This is a genomic window from Methylibium petroleiphilum PM1 (assembly GCF_000015725.1).
GTDB classification, from domain to species: Bacteria; Pseudomonadota; Gammaproteobacteria; order Burkholderiales; family Burkholderiaceae_C; genus Methylibium; species Methylibium petroleiphilum.
Genome location: NC_008825.1, coordinates 2,037,492 through 2,054,507 on the forward strand (window position 1 = coordinate 2,037,492; position 17,016 = coordinate 2,054,507).

General features: G+C 68.4%; 15 protein-coding genes. 13 read left to right on the top strand and 2 right to left on the bottom strand.

Translation table 11 applies throughout. The annotated features are described in order from the left end of the window. Positions 1-4: 4 nt before the first annotated feature. The 11 genes from MPE_RS09580 to MPE_RS22745 all read left to right on the top strand — a co-directional run bounded on the left by MPE_RS09580 (position 5) and on the right by MPE_RS22745 (position 12,667). Entirely contained in the window at positions 5-1,384 is a 1,380-nt protein-coding gene (locus MPE_RS09580; RefSeq protein ID WP_011829497.1) for an aspartate aminotransferase family protein, read from the top strand. Between the two features lie 91 nt (positions 1,385-1,475). Then, entirely contained in the window at positions 1,476-2,606 is a 1,131-nt protein-coding gene (locus tag MPE_RS09585) for a polyamine ABC transporter substrate-binding protein (RefSeq protein ID WP_011829498.1), read from the top strand. Positions 2,607-2,634: 28 nt separating this feature from the next. After that, positions 2,635-3,750 carry an ABC transporter ATP-binding protein gene (locus tag MPE_RS09590; RefSeq protein WP_011829499.1) on the top strand — a complete coding sequence of 372 codons (1,116 nt, stop codon included), beginning with the start codon at positions 2,635-2,637 and terminating at the stop codon, positions 3,748-3,750. Between the two features lie 17 nt (positions 3,751-3,767). Continuing rightward, positions 3,768-4,715 (top strand): ABC transporter permease, encoded by a 948-nt coding sequence (locus MPE_RS09595; RefSeq protein WP_049820890.1) that lies wholly within the window; start codon positions 3,768-3,770, stop codon positions 4,713-4,715. Then, complete coding sequence (locus MPE_RS09600; RefSeq protein WP_011829501.1) at positions 4,712-5,578, top strand: ABC transporter permease; 867 nt, start codon at positions 4,712-4,714, stop codon at positions 5,576-5,578. Before MPE_RS09595 ends, MPE_RS09600 begins: the two co-directional genes overlap by 4 nt. A gap of 55 nt (positions 5,579-5,633) precedes the next feature. Continuing rightward, on the top strand, positions 5,634-7,022 hold the full coding sequence (locus MPE_RS09605; RefSeq protein ID WP_011829502.1) for a DUF3138 family protein: 1,389 nt from the start codon (positions 5,634-5,636) through the stop codon (positions 7,020-7,022). A gap of 44 nt (positions 7,023-7,066) precedes the next feature. Beyond that, positions 7,067-7,438 carry a cupin domain-containing protein gene (locus tag MPE_RS09610; protein ID WP_011829503.1) on the top strand — a complete coding sequence of 124 codons (372 nt, stop codon included), beginning with the start codon at positions 7,067-7,069 and terminating at the stop codon, positions 7,436-7,438. After that, complete coding sequence (locus MPE_RS09615; RefSeq protein ID WP_011829504.1) at positions 7,435-8,934, top strand: aldehyde dehydrogenase; 1,500 nt, start codon at positions 7,435-7,437, stop codon at positions 8,932-8,934. Before MPE_RS09610 ends, MPE_RS09615 begins: the two co-directional genes overlap by 4 nt. 48 nt (positions 8,935-8,982) lie before the next feature. Continuing rightward, positions 8,983-10,263 carry a 4-aminobutyrate--2-oxoglutarate transaminase gene (gene gabT, locus MPE_RS09620; protein ID WP_011829505.1) on the top strand — a complete coding sequence of 427 codons (1,281 nt, stop codon included), beginning with the start codon at positions 8,983-8,985 and terminating at the stop codon, positions 10,261-10,263. Continuing rightward, positions 10,256-11,611 (top strand): type III glutamate--ammonia ligase, encoded by a 1,356-nt coding sequence (glnT, locus tag MPE_RS09625; protein WP_011829506.1) that lies wholly within the window; start codon positions 10,256-10,258, stop codon positions 11,609-11,611. The genes gabT and glnT overlap by 8 nt, the downstream gene beginning before the upstream one ends. Before the next feature lie 174 nt (positions 11,612-11,785). After that, positions 11,786-12,667 (top strand): HDOD domain-containing protein, encoded by an 882-nt coding sequence (locus MPE_RS22745; protein ID WP_011829507.1) that lies wholly within the window; start codon positions 11,786-11,788, stop codon positions 12,665-12,667. Between the two features lie 31 nt (positions 12,668-12,698). Here MPE_RS22745 and MPE_RS09635 read toward each other — a convergent pair whose 3' ends face one another. Next, positions 12,699-13,790 carry a type II asparaginase gene (locus tag MPE_RS09635; RefSeq protein WP_011829508.1) on the bottom strand — a complete coding sequence of 364 codons (1,092 nt, stop codon included), beginning with the start codon at positions 13,788-13,790 and terminating at the stop codon, positions 12,699-12,701. Positions 13,791-13,974: 184 nt separating this feature from the next. On the opposite strand from MPE_RS09635, the gene galE reads away from it, so the two are divergent. Beyond that, positions 13,975-14,982 (top strand): UDP-glucose 4-epimerase GalE, encoded by a 1,008-nt coding sequence (gene galE, locus MPE_RS09640; protein WP_011829509.1) that lies wholly within the window; start codon positions 13,975-13,977, stop codon positions 14,980-14,982. Positions 14,983-15,088: 106 nt separating this feature from the next. After that, the gene (locus MPE_RS09645; RefSeq protein ID WP_011829510.1) at positions 15,089-15,943 is read left to right on the top strand and encodes a DMT family transporter; all 855 of its coding nucleotides are present in this window, start codon (positions 15,089-15,091) and stop codon (positions 15,941-15,943) included. Positions 15,944-15,964: 21 nt separating this feature from the next. On the opposite strand, the gene dusA is transcribed toward MPE_RS09645, so the two are convergent. Further along, positions 15,965-16,921 carry a tRNA dihydrouridine(20/20a) synthase DusA gene (gene dusA, locus MPE_RS09650; protein WP_041929626.1) on the bottom strand — a complete coding sequence of 319 codons (957 nt, stop codon included), beginning with the start codon at positions 16,919-16,921 and terminating at the stop codon, positions 15,965-15,967. Between the last annotated feature and the right edge of the window lie 95 nt (positions 16,922-17,016).

The window sequence follows — 17,016 nt, forward strand, 5'->3', positions numbered from 1 at the left end:
CGAAATGAGCCGAACCACGCAAGACTGGCAGGCCGCCGACGCGGCGCACTTCCTGCACCCCTTCACCGACTTCGACGCCCTGGCGAAGAAGGGCTCGCGCATCATCGAGCGAGCCGAGAACATCTACCTCTGGGACAGCGAGGGCCACAAGATCCTCGACGCGATGAGCGGGCTGTGGTGCGTCAACGTCGGCTACGGCCGGCAGGAACTGATCGACGCCGCGACCGCCCAGCTCAAGCAGTTGCCCTTCTACAACGCCTTCTTCCAGACCGCCACCCCGCCGGCGATCGAGCTGGCGGAGCTGCTGAGCGAGGTGACGCCGCCGCAGTTCAGGCACGTGTTCTTCTCGGGCTCCGGCTCCGAGGGGAACGACACCGTGGTGCGCATGGTGCGTCGCTACTGGGACGTGCTCGGGCAGCCCGAGCGCAAGGTGATCATCAGCCGAAACAATGCCTACCATGGCTCGACGATGGCCGGCGCCTCGCTCGGCGGCATGAGCGGCATGCACGCCCAGGGCGGCCTGCCGATCCCCGACATCACCCACATCGAGCAGCCCTACTGGTACGAGCTGGGCCGCCCGCAGGGTCTGAGCCGCGACGACTTCGGACGCCTTGCTGCAAGCTGGCTGGAGAAGAAGATCCTCGAGGTCGGGCCCGAGCGCGTGGCCGCCTTCATCGGCGAGCCGGTCCAGGGCGCCGGCGGCGTGATCATCCCGCCGGCCACCTACTGGCCCGCCATCCAGGCGATCTGCGACAAGTACGGCATCCTGCTGGTGTCCGACGAGGTGATCTGCGGCTTCGGCCGCACCGGCCGCTGGTGGGGCTGCGAGACCATGGGCACCCGCCCCGACCTGATGACCTTCGCCAAGGGCGTGACCTCCGGCTACATCCCGCTGGGCGGCGTGATGGTCGGCGAGCGTGTCGCCCGAGTGCTGATCGAACAGGGCGGCGAGTTCAACCACGGCTATACCTACAGCGGCCATCCGGTGGCCTGCGCCGTGGCCCTGGCGAACATCCGCCTGATCCAGCGCGAGCGGCTGGTGGACCGGGTGCGCGACGACCTCGGCCCCTACCTGGCCCAGCACTTCGAGGCGCTGAAGGCCCATCCGCTGGTCGGCGACGCCGAGACCTGCGGCCTGATGGGGGCGGTGGTGCTGGCCAGGGACAAGGCCAGCGGCACGCCATTTGCATCCGATCTGGAGGTCGGCATGGTCTGCCGTGGGCACTGCTTCGGCAACGGGCTGATCATGCGCGCGGTTGGCGACAGAATGATCATCGCGCCACCGCTGGTGATGACCCGCGACCAGATCGACGAGATGATGGTGCTGATCAAGCGTTGCCTGGATCTGACATGGGCGGACGTCAAGGCCCGGGGCTGGGTCTGACCGAATTGCCTGGGGGTCATCGTCTCGGGGAAGCTGTGCGTTAGCGCGTTGCGTTCTTACTTTGTCTTTGTCTCAACCCGGAGGATTCCATATGAAGCTGTTGTCGTCGCGCCGTGCGGTCGGTGCCCTGGGCCTGGTCGCCAGCGTCGCTGCCGCGTGCGGCCTGCTGAGCAGCCCGGTGCATGCTCAGGAGGAGAAGGTCCTCAATGTCTACAACTGGTCCGACTACATTGCCGAGGACACGCTGGCCAACTTCGAGAAGGAAACCGGCATCAAGGTTCGCTACGACAACTTCGACAACAACGAGATCGTCCATGCCAAGCTGGTGGCCGGCAAGACCGGCTACGACGTGGTGGTGCCCTCCTCCTACTGGGCCAAGCTGCAGGCCGACGGCGGCCTCCTGCAGAAGCTGGACAAGGCGCAGCTGCCGAATCTGAAGCACCTCGACCCGGCGCTGCAGGAGCAGCTCGCCAAGCTCGACCCGGGCAACCAGTACCAGGTCAACTGGCTGTGGGGCTACACCACCGTCGGCATCAACGTCGACAAGGTCAAGGCCGCCCTGGGCAACCTGCCGATGCCCGACAACGCCTGGGACCTGGTCTTCAAGCCGGAGTACATCTCCAAGCTCAAGAGCTGCGGCGTGAGCATGCTGGACTCCGCCACCGAGGTGGTCCCGGCGGCCCTGCACTACCTGGGCAAGCCCGCGTACAGCAAGAACCAGGCTGACTACGCCGGCGTCGCACCGCTGCTCAAGAGCGTGCGGCCCTACGTGACGCTGTTCAGCTCGTCCGGCTACATCAACGACATGGCCAACGGCTCGATCTGTCTTGCACTGGGTTGGTCGGGCGACATCAACATCGCGAGGCAGCGTGCCATCGACGGCAAGACCGGCCAGAAGATCGAGGCCCTGATCCCGAAGACCGGCGGCGTGCTGTTCTTCGATGTGATGGTGATCCCGGCCGATGCCCCGCACCCCGGCAATGCCCACAAGTTCATCAACTACATCCTGCGGCCCGAGGTGGCGGCCAGCCTGACCAACAAGGTGTTCTACGCCAACCCGAACAAGGAATCGAAGAAGTTCGTCAAGCCCGAGATCGCCGGCAATGCCACCGTGTTCCTGAACGAGGCCGACCTGAAGAAGATGGCCGCGCCCGACAGCATCGGCAGCGACATCCGGCGGACCATGACGAGGCTGTACACGTCGTTCAAGACCGGTATCTGACCGTTCGGCCATAACGAGGGAGGGCGTGATGGCGAACGACAACGGCGGCGCAAAGGCCGCCAGCGGCTACCTGCAGATCCAGGACGTGGTGAAGGACTTCGGCGGCGGTGCCGTCGCGGTCAACCACGTCAGCATCGACATCGCCCAGGGCGAAATCTTTGCGCTGCTGGGCTCGTCGGGCTGCGGCAAGACCACGCTGCTGCGGATGCTGGCGGGCTTCGAGACGCCGACGTCCGGGCGCATCGTGCTCAACGGGCAGGACCTGGCCGGCATGCCGCCCTACGAGCGGCCGATCAACATGATGTTCCAGTCGTATGCGCTGTTCCCGCACCTCACGGTGTGGGACAACATCGCGTTCGGCCTGCGTCGCGACGGCATGCCCCGGGATGAGGTCGCGCAGCGGGTCGACGCGATGCTCAAGCTGGTCCAGCTCGGCAAGTACGGCAAGCGCAAGCCGCACCAGCTCTCGGGTGGTCAGCAGCAGCGTGTCGCGCTGGCGCGCAGCCTGGCCAAGCGGCCCAAGCTGCTGCTGCTCGACGAGCCGCTCGGCGCGCTCGACAAGAAGCTGCGCGAGGAAACGCAGATCGAGCTGGTCAACATCATCGAGGAGGTCGGCGTGACCTGCGTGATGGTGACGCACGACCAGGAAGAAGCCATGACCATGGCCTCGCGCATCGCGATCATGAGCGAGGGCAAGGTGCTGCAGGTCGGTGCGCCGGCCGACGTCTACGAGACGCCGGCCACGCGCTTCGTGGCCGACTTCATCGGCAACGTGAACCTGATGGAAGGGACACTGAGCGAGGACCACCCCGATCACGTTGTGATCTCCTGCAAGGACTGCAGCCACCTCGTCGGTCACGGCATCACCGGCACCGAGGGCATGACGGTCAGCGTCGCGGTGCGACCCGAGAAAATCGGCCTCGGCCCCGACGAGCCACCGGGCCCGCACAACCGCGCGCGCGGCACGATCAAGGACCTGTCCTACTTCGGCAGCTTCACCGTCTACCACCTCCAGCTCGACAGCGGCGCCGTGCTGAAGATCAGCCAGAGCAACGTCGAGCGGCATCGCGACGTCGAGCTGACCTGGGGCGACACCGCCTGGGCCTCGTGGTCGCCGTCGTCGCAAGTGGTGCTGACGCAATGAGCGGCGACCCCGACCTGATGGCGAGGGTACGGCAGGTGCCGCTGCTGGGGCGTCTGGCCGGCCTGCTGGGCGGCCGGCGCTCCGTCATCGGCATCCCCTACGTCTGGCTGCTGGTGTTTTTCCTGTTTCCGTTCCTGATCGTCATGAAGATCAGCGTCTCCGAAATGGAGAACGTGCACTTCAAGGACCTGATCACGGTCAGCGACGGCGTGATGAACCTGTCGCTGAAGTTCAGCAACTACATCTACATCACGCAGGACGACCTCTATTTCTCCACGTACCTGTCGAGCCTGAAGTACGCCGCCGTCACGACGGTGCTGTGCCTGGCGATCGGCTACCCCTTCGCCTACTTCATGGCGCGCGCCAAGGCGACGCTGCAGCCGGCGCTGCTGATGCTGGTGATGTTGCCGTTCTGGACCTCGTTCCTGCTGCGCGTCTACGCGTGGAAGGGGCTGCTGGGCGAGAACGGCTGGGTCGCCGACCTGTTGATCGCGCTGCGCATCGACCACCTGTTGCTGGCCGGCGGCCTGATTCCCTCGCTCGGCAAGTTCATGAACTCGCCGTTCTCGCTGGTGATCGGCATGGTCTACACCTACCTGCCGTTCATGATCCTGCCGCTGTACGCGAACCTGTCCAAGATGGACCTGCGGCTGCTGGAGGCGGCCACCGACCTGGGCGCCACGCCGGCCACAGCCTTCTGGAAGATCACCGTGCCGCTGTCCAAGGCCGGCATCATCGCCGGCTCGATGCTGGTGTTCATCCCCTGCGTCGGCGAGTTCGTGATTCCCGAACTGCTGGGCGGGCCGCAGACGCTGATGATCGGCCGCGTGCTGTGGGACGAATTTTTCAGCAACAACGACTGGCCGATGGCATCGACCGTCGCGGTGGTGATGATCCTGCTGATCATCGTGCCGCTGGCGATCTTCAACCGCTACCAGGCCCAGACGCAGGAGGCCCGGCGATGAGCAGCGGACGCCGTACCCTGTTCGGCGCCGGCTTCGCGCGGCTGTTCGCCCGGGGCTGGCTGGGCGCCGGCTACCTGTTCCTGTACCTGCCGATCGTCGCGCTGGTCATCTACTCGTTCAACGATTCGCCGCTGCCCAGCGTCTGGGCCGGCTTCACGCTGAAGTGGTACGCCAAGCTCGCCACCGACAACGAGATGCTCTCGGGCCTGTGGCTGAGCCTGAAGATCGCCTTCTTCACGGCCTGCGGCTCGGTGGTGCTCGGCACGCTGGCGGCCTTCGCGCTGGTGAAGTACACGCGCTTTCGCGGCCGCACACTGTTCGGCGGCATGGTGAGCGCGCCGCTGGTGATGCCCGAAGTGATCGTCGGCCTGTCGCTGCTGCTGATGCTGGTGTCGGTGCAGCGTGCGCTGGGTTTCCCGGAGCGCGGCACGCTGACCATCTGGCTCGGCCACCTGCTGCTCGGGATGGCCTACGCCACCGTCGTCGTGCAGGCGAGATTGCAGGAACTCAACCCGCAGCTCGAGGAAGCAGCGATGGACCTGGGCGCGCGGCCGGCGCAGGTGTTCACGCTGGTCACGCTGCCGATGATCGCGCAGTCGCTGGTCTCGGCGTGGCTGCTCACCTTCACCATCTCGCTCGACGACGTGGTGTTGTCGGCCTTCCTGTCCGGGCCGGGCTCGACCACGATGCCGCTGGTGATCTTCTCGCGCGCGCGCCTGGGCGTGAATCCCAGCGTCAACGCAATGGCGACCGTGATCATCACCATCGTGTTCATCGGTGTGATCACGGCGAGCTACCTGATCGCCCGCGCCGAGCGCGAACGCAGCCGCGCCATGGCGCAGGCGCAACGCGACGGCGGCTGACGAATCCCTGCCTCCCCGAAGAAAACCGAACAACCGTCAACAGGAGTCCCGACCGATGAAGAACCTGCAATCCACGGCGCTTGTGCTCGCGCTGGCCGCGGCCTTCCCCGCCGCCCGGGCGCAGAGCAATGCCGACCTCCTCAAGGAACTGCAGTCGCTGAAGGACCGCGTGACCGAGCTCGAGAGCAAGCTCAAGTCGGCCGAGAGCAAGGCCGCCGCACCGGCCGCGGCGCCCGCCGCAGCGCAATGGGGCATGACGCCGGAGCAGGCGCAGGAGTTCGCGCGCGTTCAGGTCAAGACCGAGTCGATCGAGGACAACCTCGAGGCCTGGGGTTTCAAGGGCCTGACGATCACCGGTTACGTGGAGCCGGTCTTCATCTACAACCAGCGCCAGGACCGCGCAGGTTTCCAGTTCCTCAACCAGCAGGGTGACGGCTATTTCTACGACACGTCCTACATGGGCGCGGCGTCGATCGACTTCACCAAGGAAACCGACAGCGGTACGCGCTGGAAGCTCACCCTGACGCCGAACCGCGGCGTCGGTGCCGCCATCGACGGCCTGAGCATCGTGCAGGAGGCCTCGGTCTCGGTGCCGCTCGGCGACCTGCAGACGCGGCTGATCGCCGGTCAGATTCCGGACTGGTCAGGCTACGAGTACCAGCAGCCCACGCTCAACCCCTTTACCACCCACAACCTGCTGTACGACTTCACGCTGCCGCTCGGCTACACCGGCGTCGGACTCGACGTGACCAGCGGCAAGTGGTGGATGCGCGGCATGATCGCCAACGTCAACGCCACCCAGCGCGGCCCGGGCGAGAAGTCGCCGGCGCTGGTCTACCGCGTCGACTACTCCAAGGGCGAGTTCAACGGCTTCGGCTTCGCCGGCCTGCACGGCAAGTCACCGAACTTCAATACCGGCTACAACACCATGGCCCACCTGTTCGAGGTGGACGGCTACTTCATCCGCGGTGACTGGACGGTCCAGGGTCAGCTCAGCTACGGCCAGCAGAAGGAAGGCGCGGTCACGCCCGATGCCTCGGGCCGTTACCGCGATGCGCGCTGGTACGGCGTCTCGGGCCTCGCCGGCTACGCGATCACGCCGCGATTGCAGGGCCTCGTGCGCGCCGACTATCTCAAGAACGAGAAGAACGGCGGCGGTCTGTACACCTACAACGGCTACTCGTTCATCGATGAGAACGGCTTGCTGGTCTACGGCAACGACGGCCGCAACGGCATCGGCCCGGATCTCGCCGGTGACCTGGACCGCGGCGCGAACCGCTACGCGCTGACAGTGGGCCTGAAGTACGCACTCAACCAGAACACCACGCTGAAGGCGGAGTACCGATTCGACGGCGCGGATCGCGCCGTGTTCGAGGATGTCGACGGCGGCGGCTTCAAGAAGACCAACCAGCTGCTCGGGGCCTCGATCGTCGTGTTCTTCTGAACCGTGTCCTGCCGCGGCCCCGGCTGCGGCAGGACCCTCCAACCATGGTCCGGCGCCCTCTCCCCTTCCACACTGCCGCCACCGCCGCCGAGCCGGGCGGTCCGGCGCCGGAGCGGCGGCTGCGCGGCGATCCGCGCTTCGAGACGCTGAACCACTACACCGATCCGAGCGGACAGTTCTTCTCCGGCGTCTGGTCGGGTGGCATCGGCGCCTGGCGCGTGGTGTACGCGGACCATGAGGAGGAGTTCTGCCAGCTGCTCGAAGGCGAAGTGCAGCTCACCGATGCCGACGGCGCGCAGACCCGCCTGAAAGCCGGCGACGCCTTCGTGGTGCCGGGCGGCTACCAGGGTGTGTGGGAGAACCTCACGCCGGTGAAGAAGCTGTACGCGATCATGATCCTGAAGGAGACCCCATGACCACCGCCACGATCGACTGGCATGCCCGCTCCGCCGCCCTGACGTTGGATGGGCGCGCCGTGATCGGCGGCGAGCGCCATCCGGCACGGGCCGGCGAATCCTTCGACTGCATATCGCCGATCGATGGCCGCGTGCTCGGCCGCGTCGCGCGTGGCCAGTCGGCCGACATCGACGACGCGGTCGCCTCGGCACGTGCCGCCTTCGACGACGGCCGCTGGTCGCGGCGCCCCCCGGCCGCGCGCAAGCGCGTGCTGCAGGCCTTCGCCGAGAAGATCCTCTCCGCGAAGGAGGAACTCGCGCTGCTCGAGACGCTGGACATGGGCAAGCCCATCCAGTATTCGCTCAGCGTCGACGTGCCCTCCACCGCACGCTGCATCGCCTGGTATGCCGAGGCGATCGACAAGGTGTACGACGAGATTGCGCCCACCGGGCCCGGCGCGCTGGCGCTGATCCGTCGCGAGGCGATGGGCGTGATCGGCGCCATCGTGCCCTGGAACTACCCGATGATCATGGCCGCCTGGAAGCTCGGCCCCGCGCTGGCGGCCGGCAACTCGGTGGTGCTCAAGCCCAGTGAGAAGAGTCCGCTGACCGCGCTGCGCCTGGCCGAACTGGCGCTGGCTGCAGGCTTGCCACCCGGCGTGTTCAACGTGGTGCCCGGTTATGGCCACGAGGCCGGCGAGGCGCTGGCGCTGCACCCGCAGGTCGACGCGATCGGCTTCACCGGCTCCACCCGCGTGGGTCGCAAGATGCTGGAGTACGCCGGGCGCAGCAACCTCAAGCGCGTCTACAATGAGCTCGGCGGCAAGAGCGCCTTCCTGGTGTTTCCCGACTTCGATGACCTCGACCGCTGCGCCGCCACCGTGGCCGGCAGCATGTTCTTCAACCAGGGCGAAAGCTGCAACGCGCCCTCGCGGCTGCTGGTGCACGAGAGCATCGCCGACGACTTCGCGAGGCGCGTCGCCGCCGAGGCGCCGCAGTACCGACCCGCCGACCCGCTGGACGCCAAGACCGTGATGGGCGCGCTGGTCGACGACGGCCAGCTGCGCACGGTCATGGGCTACATCGATGCCGGACGGTCCGAAGGGGCCACCGTGCTGGCCGGGGGCACGCAGGCGCGCACCGACAGCGGCGGCTACTACGTCGAGCCCACGGTCTTCGACGGTGTGCGCAACGACATGAAGATCGCACGCGAGGAGATCTTCGGGCCGGTTCTGTCGATCATCCGCTTCAAGGACGAGGCCGAGGCGATCCGCCTCGCCAACGATTCGCCGTACGGGCTGCAGGCCAGCGTGTGGAGCTCGCACATCGATCGTGCGCACCGTGTCGCCGCATCGCTGCGTGCCGGTACGGTGCACGTGAACCAGTACGACGAGGACGACATCACCGTGCCCTTCGGTGGTTTCAAGCAGAGCGGCAACGGCCGCGACAAGTCGCTGCACGCCTTCGACAAGTACACGGAGCTGAAGACGACCTGGCTGCGCATCAACGCGGCCTGAAGACCTTGTTGGGCCGCTCCGCCCACCGAGCCGGCAGAGGAGACGAGCATGAAGATCTCGCGCAACGAACAGCTGATGGCCCGCAAGGCCGCCGCCACGCCGCGCGGCGTGGGCGTGATGGCCGGCTTCTTCGCCGACCGCGCCGAGAACGCGCTGCTGTGGGACGTGCAGGGTCAGCGCTACATCGATTTCGCCGGTGGCATCGCGGTGCTCAACACCGGCCACCGCCATCCGAAGGTGGTGGCTGCCATCGAGGCCCAGCTGCAGCGCTTCACGCACAGCTGCTACCAGGTCGTGCCCTACGAGAGCTACGTCGCGCTGGCCGAGAAGCTCAACGCCATGACGCCCGGCAAGCACGCCAAGAAGACCGCCTTCTTCTCGACCGGCGCCGAGGCGGTGGAGAATGCCGTCAAGATCGCCCGCGCCCACACCCGGCGCGGCGGCGTGATCGCCTTCGGCGGTGCCTTCCACGGCCGCTCGCTGTTCGCGGTGGCGCTGACCGGCAAGGTGCAGCCCTACAAGGCCGGCTTCGGCCCCTTCCCGCCGGAGATCTACCACGCCCCCTTCCCTTGCCACGGCGCCTCGCTCGATGCGGCGAAGAAGGCGGTCGAGCAACTCTTCAAGGCCGACATCGAGCCCAGCCGCGTCGCGGCCATCGTGTTCGAGCCGGTGCAGGGCGAAGGCGGCTTCAACGTGATCCAGGCCGAGGCGGTGAAGTGGCTGCGCAAGCTGTGCGACGAGCACGGCATCGTGATGATCGCCGACGAGGTGCAGACCGGCTTCGGTCGCACCGGCAAGATGTTCGCGATGCAGCACTTCAACGTCGTGCCCGACCTGCTCGTCAGCGCCAAGAGCCTGGCCGCCGGCCTGCCGCTGTCTGCGGTGACCGGCAGCGCCGAGATCATGGACGCACCGGCCCCGGGTGGCCTGGGCGGCACCTATGCCGGCAACCCGCTGGCCATCGCCGCGGCCCACGCCGTGATCGAGGTGATGGCCGAGGAGAAGCTGCCCGAGCGCGGGCAACAGCTCGGCAACGAGCTCAAGACCCTGCTCAACGGCCTGCGGGCCGAGGTCCCGCAGATCGCCGACGTGCGGGGGCTGGGTGCGATGGTCGCGGTCGAGTTCCAGCACCCCAAGACCCAGGCGCCCGACGCCGACATGACCAAGCGCGTACAGGCCGAGGCGCTGCGCCGACACCTCATCCTGCTGAGCTGCGGCGTCGACGGCAACGTGCTGCGCTTCCTGTTCCCGCTGACCATCGAGCATGCGGTGTTCGGCGAGGCCCTGGGCATCCTCAGCGATGCGCTGAAGGCAGCCTCGCGTGGCTGACGCGCCCAGTTCGCTCGCCGAGTTCGCACGCTCGGCGGGCGCATCGCTCGCCGCCGAGGGCGTGCACACGCTGCTGGTGCAGTTCACCGACCTGCACGGCGTCGCCAAGGGCAAGCTGGTGCCACTGCACCAGCTGGAGACCGTGCTGACCGATGGCGCCGGATTCGCCGGCCCGTCGATCTGGGGCACCGGCCTGCCGCGCACCGGCCCCAGGGCCGAGTACTACGCACGCGGTGACGCCGCCACGCTGCAGGCGTTGCCTTGGATGCCCGGTGTCGCTCGCCTCGTCGGCGACGGCTTCGTCAATGGCGGCGCCTTCGATGCCTGTCCACGCCAGGTGCTCAAGCGCGCCACGGCCCGCCTCGCCGCGCGCGGCTGGACGCTGCAGACCGGCATCGAGCCCGAGTTCTTCCTGCTCCGCCGCGAAGGTGTGCGCTACGTGCCGGTCGACGATGCCGACCGGCTCGACAAGCCGAGCTACGACCTGAAGAGCCTGCCGCGCCAGCAAGGCTTCCTGCAGGCGCTGCGCGTCGCACTCGAAGGTGCTGGCTTGCAGGTCCTGCAGATCGACCACGAGGACGCCCACGGCCAGTACGAGCTGAACTTCCGCCACGACGAGGCACTGCGCAGCGCCGACCATGTGATGCTGTTCAAGCTGGCCGCGCACGCGCTCGCCGAACAGCGTGGCTGCGTGTTCTCGATGATGCCCAAGCCCTTCGCCAACCAGCCGGGCAGCGGGCTGCATTTCCACGTGTCACTGTGGGACGCTGGGCGTTGCCTGTTCGACGCGGCCGATGCCGCCGAGCCACTGTCGCGGCTCGGACGACAATTCGTCGCCGGTGTGCTGGCCCACAGCGCGGCGCTGTGCGCGCTGGCCGCGCCCACGGTCAACAGCTACAAGCGCCTGGTGGTGGGCGAATCGCTGTCGGGCACCAGCTGGGCGCCCGCTTACGTGGCGCACGGCCCGAACAACCGCACGGCGCTGGTGCGCACGCTTGCCGGCCGCTTCGAGTGGCGCGTGCCGGATGCCTCGGCCAATCCTTACCTGGCGACCGCGGCGCTGATTGCGGCCGGGCTGGACGGCATCGACCGCGAGCTCGATCCCGGCCCGGCCTGCACCGACGACCTGTTCGCGCTGAGCCTGGCCGAGATCCGGACTCGCAGGATCGCGATGCTGCCGCAGAGCCTGGGCGAGGCGGTTGACGCGTTCGAGGCCAGCGAGCTGCTGCACGGCGCGCTCGGCGACACGCTGCACCGCGAGTTCGTGCGGCTCAAGCGCGCCGAGTGGATCGACTACGCCCGCCACGTCAGCGACTGGGAACACGCGCGCTACGGCGCGACGTTCTGAGCCTCGCCCCGCCGGCAGACCGAGGCTCAAGTCCGGCGCGGCGGGGCCGATGACGCGGGAATACTCCGGACAGGACCCATGGCAGCGTGGTGGCATCGATTCGTGCGAGTTCGCGGCGGCCCGCCCCCGGCCCGCCCTGCTCCGCTGCCCGTTTCGCCGGCCGTCGCTGCCGCCGTGGCGGCCGCTGTGCCGCGGCTGGACCTCGATGACCCGCTCGACGAACTGGCAGCCCCACCGCTGCTGCCCTGGCTGCTGGCGCTCGAGTCGGTCGTGGAGCAGGCCGACCCGACCCTGCAGGAGCGGCGCGCGCTGCGCGTCGTCGATGCGCTGATCCAGCGCCCCGAGGCGCCGCTCGAGCTGATCCCGCGCGCCCGCACCGTCATTCCCCACCTGCTGGCCCTGCTGCGCCGGCCCGATTGCGCGCTGCCGGCGCTGGCCGAGCAGGTCGGCCGCGACCTGGTGCTCACCGCCGAGGTGATGCGTGCGGCACGCAGTGCCGCGCTGGGCACGTCCGGTGGCCCGCCGCCGGACCTGCAGCAGGCGCTGGCGCGGCTCGGCGTGGTCGGGCTCAACGCTGCCATCGCCCGCGTCGTGCTGCGACCGATGTTCGAGTCCGAGGGCGACGGCCTGTTCGCGCGCTCCGGCCCGCGGCTCTGGGAGCACGCCGAGGCCAAGGCCCAGCACTGCCGCGCTCTGGCCGCAGCCGGTGGCGTCGACGCCTTCGACGCCTACCTCGCGGGACTGATGCACAACAGCGGCTGGACCGTCGCGCTCCGTGCGCTCGACCGCAGTGGTCTGTTCGACGAGCCGCCGCCGGCGGTCTCGCCGCGCCTGAGCGCCGCGTTCTCGCGCGCGCTGCAGCCGCGCTGCGACGCGTTGTTCGGCCGCGTCGCAGCGAGCTGGCAGGTCACGCCCTCACTGACCGCGGTGGCCACGTCGGCTGCGGCGCCCGGCGGGCTGGCGGCCAGCGACCTGCCGCTCGCCGCCTTGCTCCGGCGCGCCGACGCCCTGGCCAGCCGCATGGTCGCCGGATCGCCAGCCGCCGGGGCGGCCTGAGCTGCGGCGCCGCAGCCCGTTGGCGGACTCCTCAGTACTCCCAGAAGATCCGCTGCAGATCCTGCGAGCTCACGCCGCGCGTCAGCGCGACCGCGGCCAGGATCTTGGCCTTCTGCGGGTTCAGGTCGTGCGCGACGACCCAGTCGTACTTGTCGTCGGGCTGCTCGGCATTGCGGATCACGAAGCCGTCGGCCACGCGCGAGGAGCGGATGACCTGGACGCCCTGGGCGCGCACGCTCTTGAGCTTCTCGACCGCGTAGTTCGGCACCGAGCCGTTGCCGGTTCCGGCGTTGACCACCGCCTTGGCGCCCGAGCGCAGCGCCGCGTCGTACAGCTCCGTCGTCATGTTGCCGTAGCCGTAGACGATGGCCACCTCGGGCAGCGTCTCGATGCTCTCGATGTCGAACTCGCTGTTCACGGTGTGGCGCTTGGCCGGCAGGCGGAACCAGAAGGTCTTGCCCTCCACCGACATGCCGAGCGGCCCCCACTGGCTGCCGAAGGCGCTCGTCTTGATGTTGATGCGCTTGGCGACGTCACGGCCCGAATGGATCTCGTCACTCATCGCCACCAGCACACCCTTGCCGCGCGAGGCCGGGTCGGCCGCGACCACCACCGCGTTGTAGAGGTTGAGCATGCCGTCGGCCGACATCGCCGTGCCGGGCCGCATCGAGCCCACCACGACCACCGGCTTGTCGCTGCGGATCACCAGGTTGAGGAAGAAGGCCGTCTCTTCCAGCGTGTCGGTGCCGTGGGTGATGACGATGCCGTTCACCGCCGGGTCGCGCACCAGTTGCGAGACCCGCTTGCCGAGCTGCACCAGCTTCTCGTTGGTGAAGCTCTCCGAGGCGATCTGGAACACCTGCTCGCCGCGCACCTGGGCCACGTCGGCCAGCTCGGGCACGCCGGCGATCAGCTTGTCGACCGGTACCTTCGCCGCCTGGTAGGACGCGCTGTTGGTGGCGGCCGCGCCCGCGCCAGCGATCGTGCCCCCGGTGGCGAGCACCACCACCTGCGGCTTGGTCACCGCGACCTGCGCGTGGACGGACGGCGCGCCGAGACCGATCCATGCGACCACGGCCAGCGCGCGTAGCGCCGTGCCGAGCTGGAAGAAGCGTTCGTTCATGGGGCTCCCCTGAGGCAACAAGACCACCCGGAATGGGTGTAGGCCGAACCTGGGAGCAAGTGCCATGCCCCAAGGCTGACTTTTGCCACATTGACACAATCGACGGCCCGGCACAATGCCCCGTTGCCTTTCGCTGCGGCTGGTCTGTCGCGATGGGTCCTCGACGTTCGACAGGGAGCAGCAATTGATACTCGTGACCGGCGGCACAGGCTTCATCGGCTCGCACACCAGCGTGGCGCTGGCGAATGCGGGCCATGACTTCGTCATCCTCGACAACCTCGCCAACAGCCAGCGCGACGTGCTCGACCGCCTGGCGCCGCTGTGCGGCAAGCGGCCCGCTTTCGTGGAGGGCGACGTGCGCGATGCCGCCACCCTGGACCGCGTGTTCGCGCAGTACCCGATCCGTGCGGTGATCCACTTCGCTGCGCTGAAGGCGGTGGGCGAATCGGTGCAGAAGCCGCTGGCCTACTACGAGAACAACATCACCGGCACCCTGCGGCTGCTGGAGGCGATGCGCCGCGCCGCGGTGCACACGCTGGTGTTCTCGTCCTCCGCCACCGTCTACGGCGACCCGGCGTCGGTACCGATCCGCGAGGACTTCCCGCTATCGGCCACCAACCCCTACGGCTGGACCAAGCTGATGGTCGAGCAGATCCTCGCAGACCTGTCGAAATCCGAGCCGCAGTGGCGCATCGCGCGGCTGCGCTACTTCAACCCGGTCGGCGCCCATGAGAGCGGCCAGATCGGCGAAGACCCCTCGGGCATCCCGAACAACCTGATGCCCTACGTCGCCCAGGTGGCCGTGGGCCAGCGGCCACAGCTGCAGGTGTTCGGCGGCGACTACCCGACGCCCGACGGCACCGGCGTGCGCGACTACATCCACGTGATGGACCTCGCCGAGGGCCACGTCGCCGCCCTCGACAGCCTGGCCCGCGAACCCGGCCTGTTGACGGTGAACCTGGGTACCGGCCTGGGCGTCTCGGTGCTGGACATGGTGGCCGCCTTCGAGAAGGCCAGTGGCCGCCCGGTGCCCTACCGCATCGTCGATCGCCGGCCCGGCGACGTGGCGGCCTGCTGGGCCGACCCGGCGCTCGCGCTGCAACGGCTGGGCTGGCGCACCCGCCGCGACCTCGACCAGATGTGCGCCGACGCCTGGCGCTGGCAGAGCAACCGGGCGGCGTGGTCGGCGTGAGGCCGGCTGCGCACGCCTCCTGCTGCGCGTGAGCCTCGGGCCGCCCACCCCCACGAGTGCTGCCCACCGCGCGCCGTGGTGGGCGTATGCCAGCCTCGGCGCCAGCATGGCGCTGGTCGGCAGCTATGTCGGCCTGTCGAAGCTGCTGGTCGCTGTGTTCCCGGTTCTGCTGCTGGCCTGGCTGCGCTTCGGCATCGCGGCCATCGCGATGGTGCACTGGGTGCATCGGACCGCCGACGAGCCGCGGCTGGGCCGACGCGACCGCTGGCTGCTGTTTCTCGAAGCCTTCTTCGGCAACTTCCTGTTTTCGGTGTGCATGCTGTTCGGCGTGGCCCTGAGTTCGGCACTGGCGGCCGGCGTGATCATGGCCGCGCTGCCGGCCGTGGTGGCCCTGCTGTCGTGGGTCGGACTGCGAGAGCGCATTGCGCCACGCGTGCTGGGCGGCATCTGCTGCGCGGTGGCCGGGATCGCGCTGGTTTCACTGGCCCAGGCCGGGCCCGACGGCGGCGGGAGTTCACTGCTCGGCAACGCGCTGCTGCTCGGTGCCGTGTTCTGCGAGGCGCTCTACGTGGTGATCGGCAAGCAGCTTACCGGCCAGGTGAGCGCACGCCGCATCAGCGCGCTGGTGAACCTGTGGGGCCTGGCACTGGTGACGCCGTTCGGCCTGTGGCAAGCGTGGCAGTTCGACTTCTCGGCGGTGCGCGGCGGCGTCTGGGTGCTGCTGCTGTTCTACGCACTCGCAGCCAGCATGGCGACGGTGTGGCTGTGGATGACGGGACTGAAACACGTGCCGGCGTCGTCGGCTGGCGTGTTCACGGTGCTGCTGCCGATCAGCGCCGCCGCCATCGGCGTTCTGCTGCTGGGCGAGCACGTCAGCGGCATCCAGCTCGGCGCCTTCGCCCTGGCACTGGCCGGTGTGGTGCTGGCCACCTGGCCGGCGCAGCGGAACGCCGCGTACTGAACTGAAAGGCCTGCGGCGCCGTCAAGCCGCCGCCGCGACCTCGTCCACCGTCGGCCGGCGGCGCGCCAGCGCCGACACCACCTCCGGCGGCTCGTTCTTGAGCCGATGATCCGACCAGACCTGCCGCCAGCGCCGGGCGCCGGACATACCGCTCCACAGGCCGAGCATGTGGCGCGATACGCGCGACCAGGGCTCGCCCTGCAGCCGCTGAAGCTCCATGTAGCGCACCATCGCCGCCTCGATGTCGGCACGGTCTCGCTCGAGTGGCGCGTCGCCGAAGAAGCGCACATCCCAATCAGCCATCAGCCAGGGATGGTGGTAGGCCTCACGCCCGAGCATCACGCCATCGACCTGCGCCAGGTGCGTGGCGATCTCGTCGTGGGTCTTGACGCCGCCGTTCAGCACGATCGTCAAGGCCGGGAAATCGCGCTTGAGGCGGTAGACCCACTCGTGGCGCAGCGGTGGCAGTTCGCGGTTCTCCTTCGGGCTGAGGCCCTTGAGCCAGGCATTGCGTGCGTGGACGATGAACACCTCGCAGCCGGCCGCTGCCACGGTGCCGATGAAATCGCGCACGAACCCGTAGCTCTCGGTCCGGTCAATGCCGATGCGGTGCTTCACGGTCACCGGGATGCCCACCGCGTCACGCATCGCCTTCACGCCGTCGGCCACCAGGTCGGGCTCGGCCATCAGGCAGGCGCCGAAGGCGCCACGTTGCACACGCTCGCTGGGACAGCCGCAATTGAGGTTGATCTCGTCGTAGCCCCAGCGCTCGCCGAGCTTCGCGCAGGCGGCCAGATCCTCCGGCTCGCTGCCGCCCAGCTGCAGCGCCACCGGGTGCTCCTCGGGGCCGAAGTCCAGATGCCTCGGCACATCGCCGTGCAACAGGGCTCCGGTGGTGACCATCTCGGTATAGAGCCGGGTGTGGCGCGAGAGCAGGCGATGGAAGTGACGGCAATGTCGATCGGTCCAGTCCATCATCGGCGCGACCGACAGGCGCCACGGATTCCACTGCCGATCCGAAGTGAGGTCTCGTTCCACTGAACTGCCAGAAGGATGAGGTGCAAGGCTCAGAG